Below are 13,947 nucleotides of genomic sequence, written 5' to 3'. Positions count from 1 at the left end.
CCGAGCCCGCGGGTGCGTCCTTGTCGGGGTGCACGCGTACTCCTTCCGGAACGACCGCCGGACCTTCCCGGTCGTGTCACGCCCGGGCCGCCCTCGGCGACCGGAACCTCTCGCCGACCGGCATTCTGGCGCACCCGGCGGAGCTGAGGCCGGGACTTCCGAAATGGCCCAGGGACCGGTACCGGCCCGGTGTGCCGAGGCCGCGCTCAGCCGGCGCGGGCCCGGTGTCCCGGCGTCGCGCTCAGTCCCCGCTCAGCCCTTCGCCGCCCGCCCGATCGACTCCACCAGGGGCAGCAGCCGGTACGGGACCCGTTCGCGCAGGGCCACCTCGGTCCGGGTGCGGACCACTCCGGGCAGGCTGATCAGGGCCTGGATCACATCCTCCAGGTGGGCGTTGTCGCGTGCCGCGACCCGGGTGATCAGATCGCCGCCGCCGGTGATCGAGAACGCTTCGATGATCTCCGGCACGGCGGCGAGCGCGTCGCCCACGTCGTCCAGATGCCCCTGAGTGACCTCGATGTGCACGAACGCGAGGACGGGATGACCGAGAGCGGCGGGGGACAGGGACGGGCCCGTCCCGGTGATCACCCCGTCCCGCTCCAGCCGGTCGAGGCGGGCCTGGAGCGTCCCCCGGGCGACACCGAGGACACGGGCGTATTCACGGACGCTGGTGCGCGGCTGCTCCAGAAGCAACCGCAGGATGCGGGTGTCGAGCTCGTCCACGGGCATGGTCCGTTGGCCTCCTCGCGGCCGGCGATGTTCTCCTTCGACTGTACCAATGGCCCAGCCGAAATCAGGCCGGTTGAGCCAGTTCAGCGCTGCCGCGTACGTTGTCCGTATCGATGGCGCTGCGCAGCGCCGGACGGCAAGGAAGCCGTACCGGACCCGCGGCGCCTTTCGCATGTGCGCAGCGCATGCCGGATCACTGTTGAACTGCGAAGTGGGGGCGGGCCGCCGAAGGTGAAGAAGATGTTCATGGCGCCGGATCCGGGACTGTTCCGGCTGCGGGTCTCGCTCCGGGCGGTGTTCGGCATCGGCCTCGCGGTCGCTCTGTGCCAGCTGACCGGACTCTCGCTCCCCGCCTCGATCGCGGGCGGGCTCGCGGCGCTCCTCGCGCTGTTCACGGTCGGCGACCCGACCGTGCGCGGCCAGGCCGGCACCACCGCGCTGCTCCCCGTGGTCGGCTTCCCGGTCCTCGCCGCGGCGACCACCCTGCACGGGGCGCCGATGCTGCGGGACGCGACCTGGCTCGCCGTGGTCTTCGCCGGGGTGTACGCCCGCCGCTTCGGCCCGCGCGGACACGCGCTCGGCATCTTCGCGTTCATGATGTTCTTCACGACGCAGTTCCTGCACGCCGTGCCCGGCCAGCTCCCGCAGCTCTACGCGGCCGTCGCCCTGTCGCTGACGGCCTCCTCGGCGGTCCGGTTCGGCGCCTGGTGCATCGAGCGGCGCAGCCCCCTGCCCGCGGCGCCGCTGCCGCTGGAAGGACGCGGGCTGGCCCGCCCCGCCACCCGTCAGGCCTTCCAGGCGACCGCGGCCTGCGCCTTCGCGCTCGGCGCGGGCCAGTTGCTCTCGCACGACCGCTGGTACTGGGCCGTCGGCACGGCGTGGTGGATCTTCGTCAATACGGCCTCGCGCGGTGAGACGCTGGTCCGCGGCTTCCGGCGCGTGATCGGCACCCTCATCGGCATCATGGCCGGGCTCCTGGTCGCCGTGCCGCTGCACGGAGCGCCCGCCCCCACCGCCGTCCTCGTCGCGGTGAGCGTCTTCGGGATCTTCTACACGGCCGCCCCCTCGTACAGCTGGATGATGTTCTTCGTCACCGTCATGGCGGGCCTGCTCTACGGGCTGCTCGGCGTCCTGCATCCGGGGCTGCTGGGCCTCCGGCTCGCCGAGACCGGTGTCGGCGCGCTCGGTGCCGCGCTCGCGGTGGCGGTCGTCCTGCCGATCACCACGCACACGGTCACCGACCGCTGGATCGAGCGCGCCCTGCACGCCGTGCACGGCTGCACCTCGGCGGCGGCCCGGCGGCTCGCGGGTGACGACCGGGCCGACCCGGCGCCGCTCGCGGGGGAGCTCGAAGCGCTTCTGGGGCGCGTACGGATGGCTCTCGCACCCCTGGTGCATCCGCTCAACCCGATGCGGCGGCGCAAGGAGCGGGCCCGCGCGATCCTCGCCCTGCTGGACGACTGCGCCCGCGAGGTGCGCGGTCTCGCCGCTGTCGCCGCCGACCCGGACGCCTCGCACGACGCCCGCCTCACGGCGGCCTGCCGACGGGTCGAGACCGCGATGGAGTCCCTGGTCGGCGCCGTACCGGGAGGCGCTCCGGCGTTCCATCACGGCGTTCCGGGCCATCACCCCGGTGCCGAGCAGGCGCTCGTGCACCTGCACGGCCTGGAGCGGGCGCTCGTCGACATGGCGACACCGCTGCGGGGTCCGGTCTCCCGCTGGCGACTCGTCGTCGGCGCCTGACGCGGCACTCCTCTTCCTCCTCCGGCCCTTGGGTCGCCGTCCGGCGCCCCAAGGGCCGCTTCTCCTTTCTGGGTACAGGCACAGGCGGGGGCCGAGTCCGGGCGCGTGGGGCCGAGAGGTCTCCGCCGGCACAGTCCTGCAAGATCCACACGGAGGCCCCGGACGCCCGCTGGACGGCGCCGGAGCGGTTCCCGAGGCCCCGGGTCCGGCGCGCTCCCAGGAGGCTCCTGGCGGCCGTCGTACGGGTTCCATGCACCCTCGCGACTCGGGCGCACCCCGTGCATGCGGCACCCACCCGGCCGCGGCCGGGTTTCCCGGCGCCGGATCGCCCGGATCACCCGGGGCGGCCGCCGGTCCGGATCTCCGGGACGGCCGTCGTTCAGCCGTCCGCCGACCGGCCCGGTTTTGGTCTAGACCGCAGCCGTGTGACTGCTAGCGTCGCCCCGACGACGTGGGACCGAGAGGGGACAGCAGTGGCGCACGGCGGCAGGCGGCGACAGCGGGCGTTCATCGGCTCGTTCACGGCGGCGGGAGGCCTCGGTGTCCTCACGGCGGCCGTGGACCCGGACACCGGCGCGCTGACCGTGCTGGGCGCCGCCGACGACGTGCCCGACCCCTCGTATCTCGCGTTCGCTCCCGCGTACGACTTCCTGTACGCGGTCAGCGAGAGTGCCGAGGGCGCGGTGGCCGCCTACCGGGTGCACGGCGGCAAGCCGGAACTGGCCGGTCCGCCGACCCCGACCGGCGGCAGCGGACCCACCCACCTCAGTGTCTTCGACGGACACGTCCTGACCGCGGACTACGGTTCGGGCAGCGTCAGCGCCGTACCCGTCCGTCCCGGCGGGGTACTGGCGCCCGCGGCGGCCGACGTGCTCCGGCACACCGGTTCCGGTCCGCACACGGAGCGGCAGCAGGGGCCGCACGCCCACCAGGTGCAGCCCGACCCCACCGGCCGCTGGGCGGTCAGCGTGGACCTCGGCACGGACTCGGTCCGGGTGTGCGCCCTCGACGGCGGAAAGCTCACCGTGCACCGCGAGATCGCCCTGCGTCCCGGTTCCGGGCCGCGCCATCTCGCCTTCCACCCGGGAGGCGAGCACGCGTACGTCCTCAACGAACTCGCGCCGACCGTCACCGTCTGCCGCTGGGACGCCGGGGAGGGCGCGCTGCGGCCGGTCGGTGAGACGCCGGTGCTGTCCGGTGTCCCGCACGGCGACGCGTACCCCTCGGGCGTCGTCGTCTCGCCCGACGGCCGCTTCGTCTGGGCCGCCGTCCGAGGGCGGGACACCGTCTCCGTGCTCGCCGTCGACGCGAGCGGCGAGGGGCTCACGCTCGTCGCGGAGGTGTCCTGCGGGGGCGCCTGGCCGCGTGCGCTGGCCCTCGACCCCTCGGGGCGCTTCCTGTACGCGGCCAACGAGCGCTCCGGCGACGTGACCTGGTTCACCGTCGATCCGGACACCGGCGTTCCGCTCCGTGGCGGCTCGGTCGAGGTGCCCGCGGCGTCCTGCGTGGTCTTCGACTGACCCTGCCGGCCCGACCGGCGCCCCCGGACGTGGGAAAGGGCCCCTCCTGACTCAGGAGCGGGCCCTTTCGGCGTGCGGGTGGTACGGGTAGTACGGGTGGTGCGGTGGTGGCGGCCGACTAGAAGGCCGGCGCTCCCTGACTCTGCGGCGGCGCGATGCCCAGCGCCGTCGTGTACTGGGAGAGCGCGAGCTTGCCGATCGCCGGGTACGGGCCGAGGGCCTCGGCGGCGCTGCAACCGGCCTCCTTGGCGGCCGCGTCGAGCAGACCCGCGTCGAGCTCCGGACCGATCAGGTACGGGGCGAGCGCGAGCTGCTGCGAACCGGAGCCACGAAGCTGCTCGGCGATGGCCGCGATGGAACCCTCTTCGTCGAGGGCCGCCGCCATGACCGGCACGGCGAGCCGCGCGGCGAGCAGCATGCCGGTGATCCCGGCCGCCTGGACCGCGTCCTCGCCGCCGACGGTGGCGAGCACGATGCCGTCCGCGGCGGTCGCCACGGTGAACAGCCGGGCGCGGTCGGCGCGGGCCAGACCGGCCTCGGAGAGGCGCACGTGCAGCGCCTCGGCGAGCAGCGGGTGCGGACCGAGGACGTCGGTCAGCTCGGCCGCGACACGGCTTTCCATGACCGCCTGGCGGATCCGGCGCAGCAGGGCGTTGTCCGGACCGGCGAGCAGCGGGACAACGATGCCGACAGGCCCGTCGGGCTCGGAGACGTCGGAACCGGCGGCGCGGGCCTGCTCGAAGCGCGCGGTGCGCTCCTCGGCGGCGTGGGTCAGCACGGACTGCAGCGTGGGGAACTCGTCGTCCCCGTCCAGGTAACCGATGCGGGCATCGAGGCCGGGGAGCTCGGAGCGGGCGATGCTCACGACCTCCTCGGCGAGGCTGCGCGTGGCGGCGCTGGGGGTGCCCGGCACCGCGAGGACGAGCGCGGGCGCGCCCTCAGGAGCCGCCAGGGGTTCCGGACGGCGGTGCCGCCCGGCTTGGCGGGGTCGCGGCATTCGTACTGGCAGGCCGGACGCGGGCCCAGTGGGGGAGCTCATGGCGCCGCATGTTACTGGTTTCTCGGGTTCCCCTGTTCGGGGAGGGTGCAGGTGAGCGGTATCCGTCCGCTTTTGTCTGATGAGTTACGTAGGGGTCAGAAGTGATCGGTAAACGTCGACTTGCCGGTCCTACGGTGAATTCTGGTCATGGATCTCCTGGTACGGCTTTTCGGCCACCACGTGCAACAACCGTTCGTCCAGGGGCAGTGCGAGCCGGCCGTCCGCCAGGTCGGCCGCGATCCGGAGCGCGCCGTCGAGCGGGTCGCCCGCGGCCGGTACGTGGCGGACGGCCGGCAGGCGCTCGGCCAACTCCTCGCCCAGGGGCCCGAGGAGTGCGGCGCCCACGTTGAACAGGCCCCCGGTGAGGGCGAGATGGCGATCCCCGTCGGTGGGGCACACCGCGGCGGCCGATTCGGCCATGTGCCGGGCGGCGGTCCGCAGGATGTCCGAGGAGACGGGATCGCTTCCGTGGAGGTCGGCCACGTCGGGGGCGAAGGAGGCCAGCAAGGCGGCCCGGTCGGCGCGTGGATACAGCAGACCGGGCAGTTCCGGCATCGGCCCGAATCGGTCCTCCGCCCGTGCCAGCAGTGCGGGCGAGCCGCCCGGACGGCCGTCGAACGCGCGCAGGGCCGCTGCCAGGCCCGCGCGGCCGATCCAGGCTCCGCCGCCGCAGTCGCCGAGCAGATGGCCCCACCCGTCGGCCCTGCGCCACGAGGTGAGGTCGGTGCCGATCGCGATCATGCCGGTGCCCGCCGCGATCACGACACCCGGCCGGGTGCCCAGGGCGCCCGTGTACGCGGTCACCGCGTCCGCCGCCAGGGCGAGCCGCCGTACGCCCAGTTCACGCTCCAGCGCGGCCGGCAGCTCGTCCCGCAGTTCGTCGCCGAGCGTGGCCAGCCCGGCCGCGCCGACGGCCACGGCCCCGAGCCGTTCGGCACCCGCCTCGGCCATCAACCGGCGCGCCATCGGCAGCAGTTGATCCAGCAGATGCCGGGCCGAGATCCCGCGCGGCCCGGTACGGACCGGCTCCCGGGAGGTCAGCGGCCCGCCGAGCCGGACCGGGACCTCGTGGCGTACGCGGCTGACGGCATCGTCCGGAGCCCCGTGCGCGCCGAGAGCCACCCGCAGGCCCGAGCCCCCGGAGTCCACGGCCAGCACGACGGCGGGGCTCTGCCCGTCGTGCGGTCGGCCGTGTCCTCCGTCGGGTGTCACGGCAGGCGCCAGTCCACCGGCTCGGCTCCCTGTTCGGCCAGCAGGTCGTTGGCGCGGCTGAAGGGGCGCGAGCCGAAGAAGCCGCCGTCGGCCGATCTGGGTGACGGGTGCGCGGACTCGACCGCCGGAAGACCGCCGAGCAGCGGGCGCAGATTGCGTGCGGGGCGCCCCCACAGGATCGACACGAGCGGCCGGCCGCGGGCGGCCAGTGCCCGTATCGCCTGTTCCGTGACTTCCTCCCAGCCCTTGCCCTGATGCGCCGTGGGCCTGCGGGGCGCCGTGGTGAGCGTCTTGTTGAGCAACAGCACACCCTGCCGCGTCCAGGGAGTGAGGTCACCGTTGGACGGCTGGGGCGCGCCGACGTCCGTGCTCAGCTCGCGGAAGATGTTGATCAGGCTGGGCGGGAGGGGACGTACGTCCGGGGCCACCGAGAACGACAGGCCCACCGCGTGTCCCGGGGTCGGATAGGGGTCCTGCCCGACGATGAGGACGCGGACCTCGTCGAAGGGCTGCTGGAAGGCCCGGAGGACATTCGCGCCGGACGGTAGGTAGGTGCGTCCCGCGGCGATCTCCGCGCGCAGGAAGTCGCCCATCTCGGCGATCCGTCCGGCGACGGGTTCGAGGGCTTTCGCCCAGCCCGGTTCGACGATCTCATGCAACGGTCGTGGTGCCACGGGCGTCACCCTACTGCCGTACGCATGGCCGAGATCAAACTGGTGGCCGTCCCGCGATCACGGATGACCGATTCGTTGCCGAATCGGACGTCTCCGAGCAAGACGCCTGCCACGGTGGGGTGTTGGACCCTGCCTGGCCGACGCGTCGTCCGAACGGCTCCGAGCCGTCGTGGACACCCCCGCCATGACCGTGCTCAGGCCATGACCGTCGCGCGGACGCACAGGACGTCGGGGAGATGCGAGGCGAGCTGCTGCCAACTGTCGCCGTCGTCCGCGGACGCGTACACCTCGCCGTTGCGGTTGCCGAAGTACACGCCCGCGGGGTCCGCGCCGTCCGTGCACAGCGCGTCGCGCAGCACCGTGCCGTAGTGGTCCTCGGAGGGCAGTCCCGCCGTCAGCGGTTCCCAGGTCGTGCCCGCGTCGTCCGTACGGAAGACCCGGCAGCGCCGGTCGGCCGGGACCCGGTCGGCGTCGGCGTTGATCGGGAAGACGTAGGCGGTGTTCCCGCGATGCGGATGGGCCGCCACCGCGAAGCCGAACGTCGACGGCAGGTCCGCGCCGATGTCGGTCCACTGCCCGGCTCCGTCGTCACTGCGGTACACCCCCCAGTGGTTCTGGAGATAGAGCCGGTCCGGGTTCGCCGCGTCGCGCGCGACCTTGTGCACGCACTGCCCGAACTCCGGGTTCGGATCGGGCAGGAACACGGCGGAGACACCGGAGTTGGCGGGCTCCCAGCTCGCGCCGCCGTCGGCGGTGCGGAAGACCCCGGCCGTGGACACGGCCACCGTCACGGCCCGCGCGTCGCGTTCGTCGGTGAGGATGGTGTGCAGCCCCTCGCCGCCGCCGCCGGGGACCCACCGCGAGCGGGTGGGGTGCTCCCACAGGGGGCGGACGAGTTCGAAGGACTCGCCCCGGTCCTCCGAGCGGTACAACGCGGCCGGTTCCGTCCCCGCGTACACGACGTCCGGTTCGGCGGCCGCCGGGTGCAACTGCCACACCCGCTCCAGCGAGGCGCCCGTCTCCTTGGGGAACTTGACCGCGGGCCGCGCGGGTTCGGTCCACGTACGGCCCAGGTCGTCGGAGTGGAAGACGGACGGGCCCCAGTGCGCGCTGTCCCCGCCGACCAGCAGCCGCGGATTCCCGCCCCGGGAGTCGATCGCGACCGAGTACACGGCCTGCGCGTTGAAGTACGGACTCTCGTCGAACTCCCAGGCGCCGCTGCGCCGTCGCCCGATGAAGAGGCCCTTGCGGGTGCCTACCGTGAGCAGTGCGTCGGCCATGACCGGCCACCTCCGCGACGTCGTTGTCTGCGCTACGGGCCAGTCTGCACCCCGGCACCGACAGTCACCTTTCGGCCTGGCGTTCGTGCAGGTCGGACGGGGTGTTCCGGCAGCGGACGCGGGTTCGTGGCCCCGCTCGCCGGGAGCCGGCCGAACCGCTCGCGGAGAGGGTCCCGCGGCGCACCGGCTCCGCGCTTCGGACGAGCCGGTGGGCGCGAAGCGTGAGCATCGCGGGGAGCACGCGCGTAAGGGAAGGAGATGTGGCGTGTTCATTGCGGTCGTGAGGAGGAGGCCCTTGATGGCGGCGTTCCGTGGTCCGAGGGTCTGGCTGTGGCGGTGGCGGAGCAACCCGCTGCGGCGGCGAAGCGATGTCCTGGAGGCCTGGATCATGCTCGCGGCCTGGGTGTTCACGGTGCTCGGCGGTGCGGTGGCGGGCCTGGTGACCGTCGGCGCCGTGGAGAACAGCCTGGCGAGGGAGCGCGCGGAGTCGCGCACCGTGACCGCTCAGTTGATCGAGGACGCGCCGGAGGCGAGCGGGCCCGGCGGTCGCGTCGTGTGGACGCGGGTCCACTGGACGGCACCGGACGGCATCGTTCGCTCCGGTCAGGTGCGGGTCTCGGCCGGCACCTCGGCGGACACCCCGGTCCTGGTGTGGACCGACCCCGACGGGCGCCTCGTCGACCGGCCCACCGCCGTCGCCGTGGCCCGGCTGCGGGCCTGGCTGATCGGCGCCTTCGCCGGCGCCGGAGTGGCGGGCGTCCCCTTCGCCGCCGGCCGCTTCCTCAGCGGCCGTCTGGAACGCCGGCGCATGGACCGCTGGGACGCGGAGTGGGCCCGGATCGGCCCACTCTGGGGCCGGATGACGAGCTGAGCGGACGGTTCCCAGAGCATCGGCGAACGGCCCCGCGCTTCCGTTCCGACAGCCTCGACGCCCGGATCGACCCCGCCACCGCGGGTCCGGGTGCTTCGGATCCGTCACGCGGCCTCCAGTACCGTCCGGCAGTCCCGCAGGAGCGTTTCGTCGTCGAGGACGTCATGACTGCCGTGCCCGCCCGAGCGGGCGCGGTGACGGCGGGGCGCGGCCAGTTCCGTGCGGACCAGATCGTGGACGGGTGCGCCCGCGGCGCCCATCCGGACGAGGCACGCGGTGATGGTGCCCCGCGTGTACGGGTTCCGCCAGGCGTCGCGGAACACCGGCAGGACAGGTTCCGGATCTCCGGATATCTCCCACAGGGCGCGGGCGGCGGCGGTCCGCTCCCACACCTGTGCGGACTCCGTCAGGCGAAGCAGCCCGGGGAGCGCGGGCGCGGCCGCCGCCCCCGACCGGCCGAGCGCCTCGGCCGCGGCCCGGCGACTTCCGGCGTCCCGTTCCGGGGCCAGTGCCCCGAGCAGGACGGGAAGGACCGCCTCGATGTCGCCCTCCACGGACCGGAGCGCGTCGGCCGCCGCCACGGCGTTCTCGCCCGTCAGCAGTTCCCGCAGCGTCGGTACGGCCTCACGCGCCCGCGGACCGAACGCGGCGAGTGTCCTGGCCAGCGCCTTCACCAGAGCCTCCCGGAGCCGCGGATCGTCTGGCGTGCCGTGCAGCAGTCGCAGCACCTCCGGCACGGCCGCGGCGTACCGCAGCGCGCCGAGACCGGACAGCAGTGGCGCGGCACGGTCGTACGTCTCCGGAGAGCCGAGCGGAACCTCGGCCAGCCGCGCGCGCAGCAGGGGAGCCAGGGGCGCCGCGGCCGGACCCAGAAAGCCGATGGTGTACCCGGTCTCGTTCGGCACGGCCGGGCCCCGCAGCACCTCGGCGAGGGCCGGTACCGCCCGCGCGTCCCCACACCGGGCGAGGGCTTTCAGCGGGCGGTACAGCGTTGCCGTACCGCGCCGCCGGGCGTCCGTGCCCGACTCCACGAGGGCGGCGAGCCGGTCCGCCGCCGGAACCGCCAGAGTGAACAGGAACTCCAGGACGGACACGGCGGCGCAGCGCAACCGCTGCTCGTCCGAGCCGAGTTGCTCACCGATCAGCGCGACCGGTTCCTCGTACGCGCCCCGCCATTCACGGAACAGTCCCGCCGACATCCAGACGGCATTGCAGCGGTCGGCCGTGTTCTGACAGCTCAACTGTCCCTTGAGCAGGGCGATCCGGTCCGCGGTGCGGGCGCCCAGCGCCTTGTGGAGCGTGCGGAGCAACTGCGCTCCCTCCTCGTCCGCCGGGCGTATGCGGCGCAGACTGCCGATGAGGGTGTCGGAGGAGGTCCGGACGGGCTCTCTGGACGGCCGGATCCGCTGTGACCTGGTGTGGAGCAGCGTGACGACCGTGGGCACGAGGTCGGCGGGCAGCCGGTCGAGGGCGCACGAGGCGAGCTGGCCGAGCGCCGCCAGTCGTAGCCCGGGGTCGTGCGGCGGGCCGCACAGCGACACCAGGCAGTCCACCGCGGGGGCCGAGGAACCGCCGTACAGCCGGGCGAAGAGGCCGAGACTCTCGACCAGTGCCAGCCGGACGCCGTCCTCCTGCTCGTCCCGCAGCCGCTCGCTCAACAGGGCCAGGACGCGCGGCGGTTCGCCGTGGAAGCGTACGAGCGCCGACGGCGCGGCGCGGCGTACCTCCGGGTCGCAGTCCGTGACCAGGTCCAGGAAGACCGCGGCACCCGCCCGGACCGCCGCCCGCGCCATCGCGTGGTGGTCGTCCTCGGGGATCTCCGCTTCCCGGCCGCCGCCGTCCTCGTCCGCTCCGTCCCCACCGTCCTCGGAGGTGCCTCCGGGGGTGTCCCCGTCGTCCGAACCGCCGATGCTGCTGAGCAGCTCCACGATTCCGCCCCGGTCGGGGAGTTCCGTGTGTCCGGCGAGCGTGAGGAGGAAGGGGATGGACGCGAGCGTCGAGTCGTACACGTCGCCCTGGTGGTGCACGGCTCCGTACATCCCGTCGAGCGCGGTCTCCCGCTCCTGGGGGAGCGGCGAGGCGAGTCCCCGCAGCAGCTCCGGCACGTCCGCGGCGCTTCCGTACGCATGCTGCATCGAGGCCCAGTCGACCTCGTCGATCCCCCTGAACACGGTGTCCTCCCCCTGCGTACGGCCATCGATCGTGAGTGTGCACCACGGCACTGACAGTGACGCTCACGAACCGTCCCGTCGATGGCGTCGGTCCAGCCAACTAAGGAGCGAACGGCCGTTTTCCGACGGTCGGCCGGGGCTGCCGCCGCCGTCGAGCGATATCCGCACGGTCGGCCACCCGCGGCTGCCGGGCACGGGAAGCGGTTCAGCCGCCGGTGAAGTACGACGGCGTGCGCACTCGCATGGTGCCGGCGAGCTTTCGGAGAACGGTGTCGCTCACGGGAGGGGTGCGGGCTTGGATGACCGCGACGGTGTTTCCGACCCGGGTGAAGTACTCGACGTAGTCGTACCTCGACCATCGCCACACTCCGGGAGCGACCGGGGCACAGGCGGGTGACGGTACGGGGTAGACGCTGGTGAGCGCGGCACAGTGCGAGGGCGGGGTGAAACCCTGTTGCAAGGGGCCGACGGTCACCTGGATCTCTTGTTTGAGGTCGTCCATGGTGTCCGCGCCACTCAGGTCGTCGGGTGAGATCCGGTAGTAGAAGGTGGCCTCGTCCTCGGTTGTCGATCCGCTGGTGCCGACGCCGTTCAGGCGGTAGCCCGCGGGCAGTTGCGGCCCGAGCAGGGGGATACGTGCCTGGGCCAGTTCGCTGTCCTGCCTGCTCCGGACGTGCTGTGCGGTGGCGAGCGAGTCGAGTGGCATCAGCAGGATCAGGGCGAGGGCGACGGCTGCTCGCGGCCACAGCGGCCTGCGGGACTGGGTGATCCAGGCCGCGAGGGCGAACGCCGCCACGCACAGGGCAGGTTGGACGTACCGCGTGCCGCCGGGGATCCACTGGACAGCTTTGATGTTCCGGACCAGGTACCAGCCGATTCCGGTGCCGATCAGCGCGGTGAGCCAGGCCGGACGGATTCCGAGGAGGCGCAGAGCCGGCCAGGCGAGGAGGAAGTTCAGGAAGGGTAAGACGTAGGACCACAGGACGACGATGCCGAGGCAGCCGTAGCCCGGCGCGTTCCGGCAGGTGCCGGAGTCCAGGACCAGCCACGTTGCGAGTGTGGAGACGACCGCCGAGGCGAGCCCGACTCCGGCAGCCTTTGCCGCACGCTTCACATACCGCGGCCGTCTCACGGCTGCCGGTTCGACCAGCGCAGTGCCCATCCTGTCCTCCCCCGATTCGCACCAGAGCGTAGTGAATCAACCGCGGCCGTGGCAGTCGGCCACCTCGTCGTGCAAGACACGACAAGAGTCTCGAGCGGGGGCACGACCAGACTCCCGGCGGGCATCTCAAGAGCCGGGCGGGCCGTGGGCGGTGAGGTGGTGGGCGAGCCTGGCTCGAGCCCGAATCCGGCAGGGGCTGTAAGAGATTCGGTCCGGCTGGACATCTCCCGGTTGAGAGCCGTTGACGGGCGGAACATGGAGGTGCTGTGAGGCGACGACGAACAACCGCCGGGGAGTCCGGTGATCCGGCCGGACACCGGGCCCTGGAGGCTCTCTATACGGCTCATGCCGATCGGGTCCTGGCGTATCTGCTGCACCGTACGGACCGGGAGACAGCACAGGACATCCTGTCGGAGACCTTCGTGCTGGCCTGGCGCAAGTCCGTGTCCGTGCCCGACGATGCCCTGCCGTGGCTGCTCGCCTCGGCCCGGCGGCTGCTCGCCAACCGCGTGCGGTCGGACCAGCGGCACCGTGCGCTGACCAAGCGCTTGGCGGTGATGGCCGACCGGACGGAGGCCACGGAGATCGGGGACGCCATAGGGACGCGGGCCGAGGTGGCCGCTGCGCTGTCGGCGCTTTCCGAACAGGACCGGGAGGTGCTCGTGCTGAGTGCCTGGTACGGACTGACGGCCAAGCAGGCGGCCGTGGTCATGGGCTGCACGGCCACTGCCTTCGCTGTGCGCCTGCACCGGGCACGCAAAAGGTTCAGGACGGAGCTGCCCCCTGCGGGCCATGCCCAGCCGGTCCAAGGCTCCCTTGTCCAGGCCCACTTCACCCAACGGGAGTCAGCATGAAGCAGACCGTCACCAAGCGCGGCCGGGCGTCCGACCTCGACGCCGTCCGCGCCCTGCGCCCCACCGGCGACGGTACCGACGGCTGGGCGGCGTCCGAAGACGGCCGGGCCGTCCTGCGGGAGGTCCTGCGACGTACCGAGCAGCCGGGTGGCACGGCCGGTTCCGGGAGGCGCCGGCACGTGTTCATGGTGGGTGCGGTCACGGCCGTCCTCCTCGGGGGCGCCACCACGGCTGCCGTAGCCATGTTCGGGCCATGGGGCGAGGACGGGCGCAATGTCATGTGCGCTCGCACGCTGTCGCCCGAGGCGGACCTGAGCCAGCTGCCGCTCAAAGCCATGAAGGACTTCGATCCGCAGGATGCGGCGCGTTCCTGCGCGGCGTCCTGGGACCGGATGTGGAACCGGCCCGCACAAGGCACAGCGCCACACACTCCCAAGCCGACCCGGTTCGCGGCTTGCTCCTTCCCCAACGCCCAGCCCGACAGCGGCGAATCCTCCGCCACCGACGCCCAGGGAGACCTCGGCGGACCGGTGATCTACCCGGCGGACGGCTACCCCACGAAGGAGGCGGCCTGCGCAGCCATCGGCTCCAGGCCCGTCGCAGGCGGTTGAGACCGACGGTTTACGCCAGTTGACACTCAACGGCAATCCAGGGCGCTCCCGGTGGCGGAGCCCGAGAGCCGTCGCCGAGTT

12 protein-coding genes are annotated in these 13,947 nt (G+C 73.0%); 5 read left to right on the top strand and 7 right to left on the bottom strand.

The features are described from left to right. Positions 1-252: 252 nt before the first annotated feature. Positions 253-729 carry an Lrp/AsnC family transcriptional regulator gene (locus ACIQ7M_RS05685; protein WP_403640068.1) on the bottom strand — a complete coding sequence of 159 codons (477 nt, stop codon included), beginning with the start codon at positions 727-729 and terminating at the stop codon, positions 253-255. A 240-nt stretch (positions 730-969) separates the two neighbouring features. Here ACIQ7M_RS05685 and ACIQ7M_RS05680 point away from each other — a divergent pair, with 240 nt between their 5' ends. Both ACIQ7M_RS05680 and ACIQ7M_RS05675 read left to right on the top strand, forming a co-directional pair. Continuing rightward, positions 970-2,472, top strand: a complete 1,503-nt coding sequence (locus ACIQ7M_RS05680; RefSeq protein WP_403640065.1) for an FUSC family protein — start codon at positions 970-972, stop codon at positions 2,470-2,472. A 473-nt stretch (positions 2,473-2,945) separates the two neighbouring features. Next, the gene (locus ACIQ7M_RS05675) at positions 2,946-3,992 is read left to right on the top strand and encodes a lactonase family protein (protein ID WP_403640914.1); all 1,047 of its coding nucleotides are present in this window, start codon (positions 2,946-2,948) and stop codon (positions 3,990-3,992) included. A gap of 118 nt (positions 3,993-4,110) precedes the next feature. Here ACIQ7M_RS05675 and ACIQ7M_RS05670 read toward each other — a convergent pair whose 3' ends face one another. The 4 genes from ACIQ7M_RS05670 to ACIQ7M_RS05655 all read right to left on the bottom strand — a co-directional run bounded on the left by ACIQ7M_RS05670 (position 4,111) and on the right by ACIQ7M_RS05655 (position 8,197). Continuing rightward, positions 4,111-5,031, bottom strand: coding sequence for a hypothetical protein (locus tag ACIQ7M_RS05670; protein WP_355771772.1), 921 nt, complete (start codon positions 5,029-5,031; stop codon positions 4,111-4,113). Between the two features lie 129 nt (positions 5,032-5,160). Continuing rightward, on the bottom strand, positions 5,161-6,243 hold the full coding sequence (locus ACIQ7M_RS05665) for an N-acetylglucosamine kinase (protein WP_403640062.1): 1,083 nt from the start codon (positions 6,241-6,243) through the stop codon (positions 5,161-5,163). Further along, positions 6,240-6,917, bottom strand: coding sequence for a uracil-DNA glycosylase (locus ACIQ7M_RS05660; protein WP_355771777.1), 678 nt, complete (start codon positions 6,915-6,917; stop codon positions 6,240-6,242). Before ACIQ7M_RS05660 ends, ACIQ7M_RS05665 begins: the two co-directional genes overlap by 4 nt. Positions 6,918-7,111: 194 nt before the next feature. Further along, positions 7,112-8,197, bottom strand: coding sequence for a WD40/YVTN/BNR-like repeat-containing protein (locus tag ACIQ7M_RS05655; RefSeq protein WP_403640059.1), 1,086 nt, complete (start codon positions 8,195-8,197; stop codon positions 7,112-7,114). A gap of 298 nt (positions 8,198-8,495) precedes the next feature. Here ACIQ7M_RS05655 and ACIQ7M_RS05650 point away from each other — a divergent pair, with 298 nt between their 5' ends. Then, positions 8,496-9,068, top strand: coding sequence for a hypothetical protein (locus tag ACIQ7M_RS05650; RefSeq protein ID WP_403640057.1), 573 nt, complete (start codon positions 8,496-8,498; stop codon positions 9,066-9,068). Positions 9,069-9,172: 104 nt separating this feature from the next. Here the strand turns inward: ACIQ7M_RS05650 and ACIQ7M_RS05645 are convergent, their stop codons facing one another. Next, complete coding sequence (locus ACIQ7M_RS05645) at positions 9,173-11,239, bottom strand: HEAT repeat domain-containing protein (RefSeq protein WP_403640054.1); 2,067 nt, start codon at positions 11,237-11,239, stop codon at positions 9,173-9,175. A 205-nt stretch (positions 11,240-11,444) separates the two neighbouring features. After that, positions 11,445-12,401: a hypothetical protein gene (locus tag ACIQ7M_RS05640; protein WP_403640051.1), complete on the bottom strand. Its 957-nt coding sequence runs from the start codon at positions 12,399-12,401 to the stop codon at positions 11,445-11,447. A 266-nt stretch (positions 12,402-12,667) separates the two neighbouring features. Here ACIQ7M_RS05640 and ACIQ7M_RS05635 point away from each other — a divergent pair, with 266 nt between their 5' ends. After that, the gene (locus tag ACIQ7M_RS05635) at positions 12,668-13,255 is read left to right on the top strand and encodes an RNA polymerase sigma factor (RefSeq protein ID WP_403640048.1); all 588 of its coding nucleotides are present in this window, start codon (positions 12,668-12,670) and stop codon (positions 13,253-13,255) included. Further along, positions 13,252-13,866 (top strand): hypothetical protein, encoded by a 615-nt coding sequence (locus ACIQ7M_RS05630; RefSeq protein ID WP_403640045.1) that lies wholly within the window; start codon positions 13,252-13,254, stop codon positions 13,864-13,866. Before ACIQ7M_RS05635 ends, ACIQ7M_RS05630 begins: the two co-directional genes overlap by 4 nt. Positions 13,867-13,947: the final 81 nt, after the last annotated feature.

This window comes from Streptomyces sp. NPDC096324, from assembly GCF_044763015.1.
GTDB lineage: Bacteria > Actinomycetota > Actinomycetes > Streptomycetales > Streptomycetaceae > Streptomyces.
Note: the sequence above shows the minus strand (reverse complement) of the source record. Positions and strands in the feature narration are given on the sequence as shown.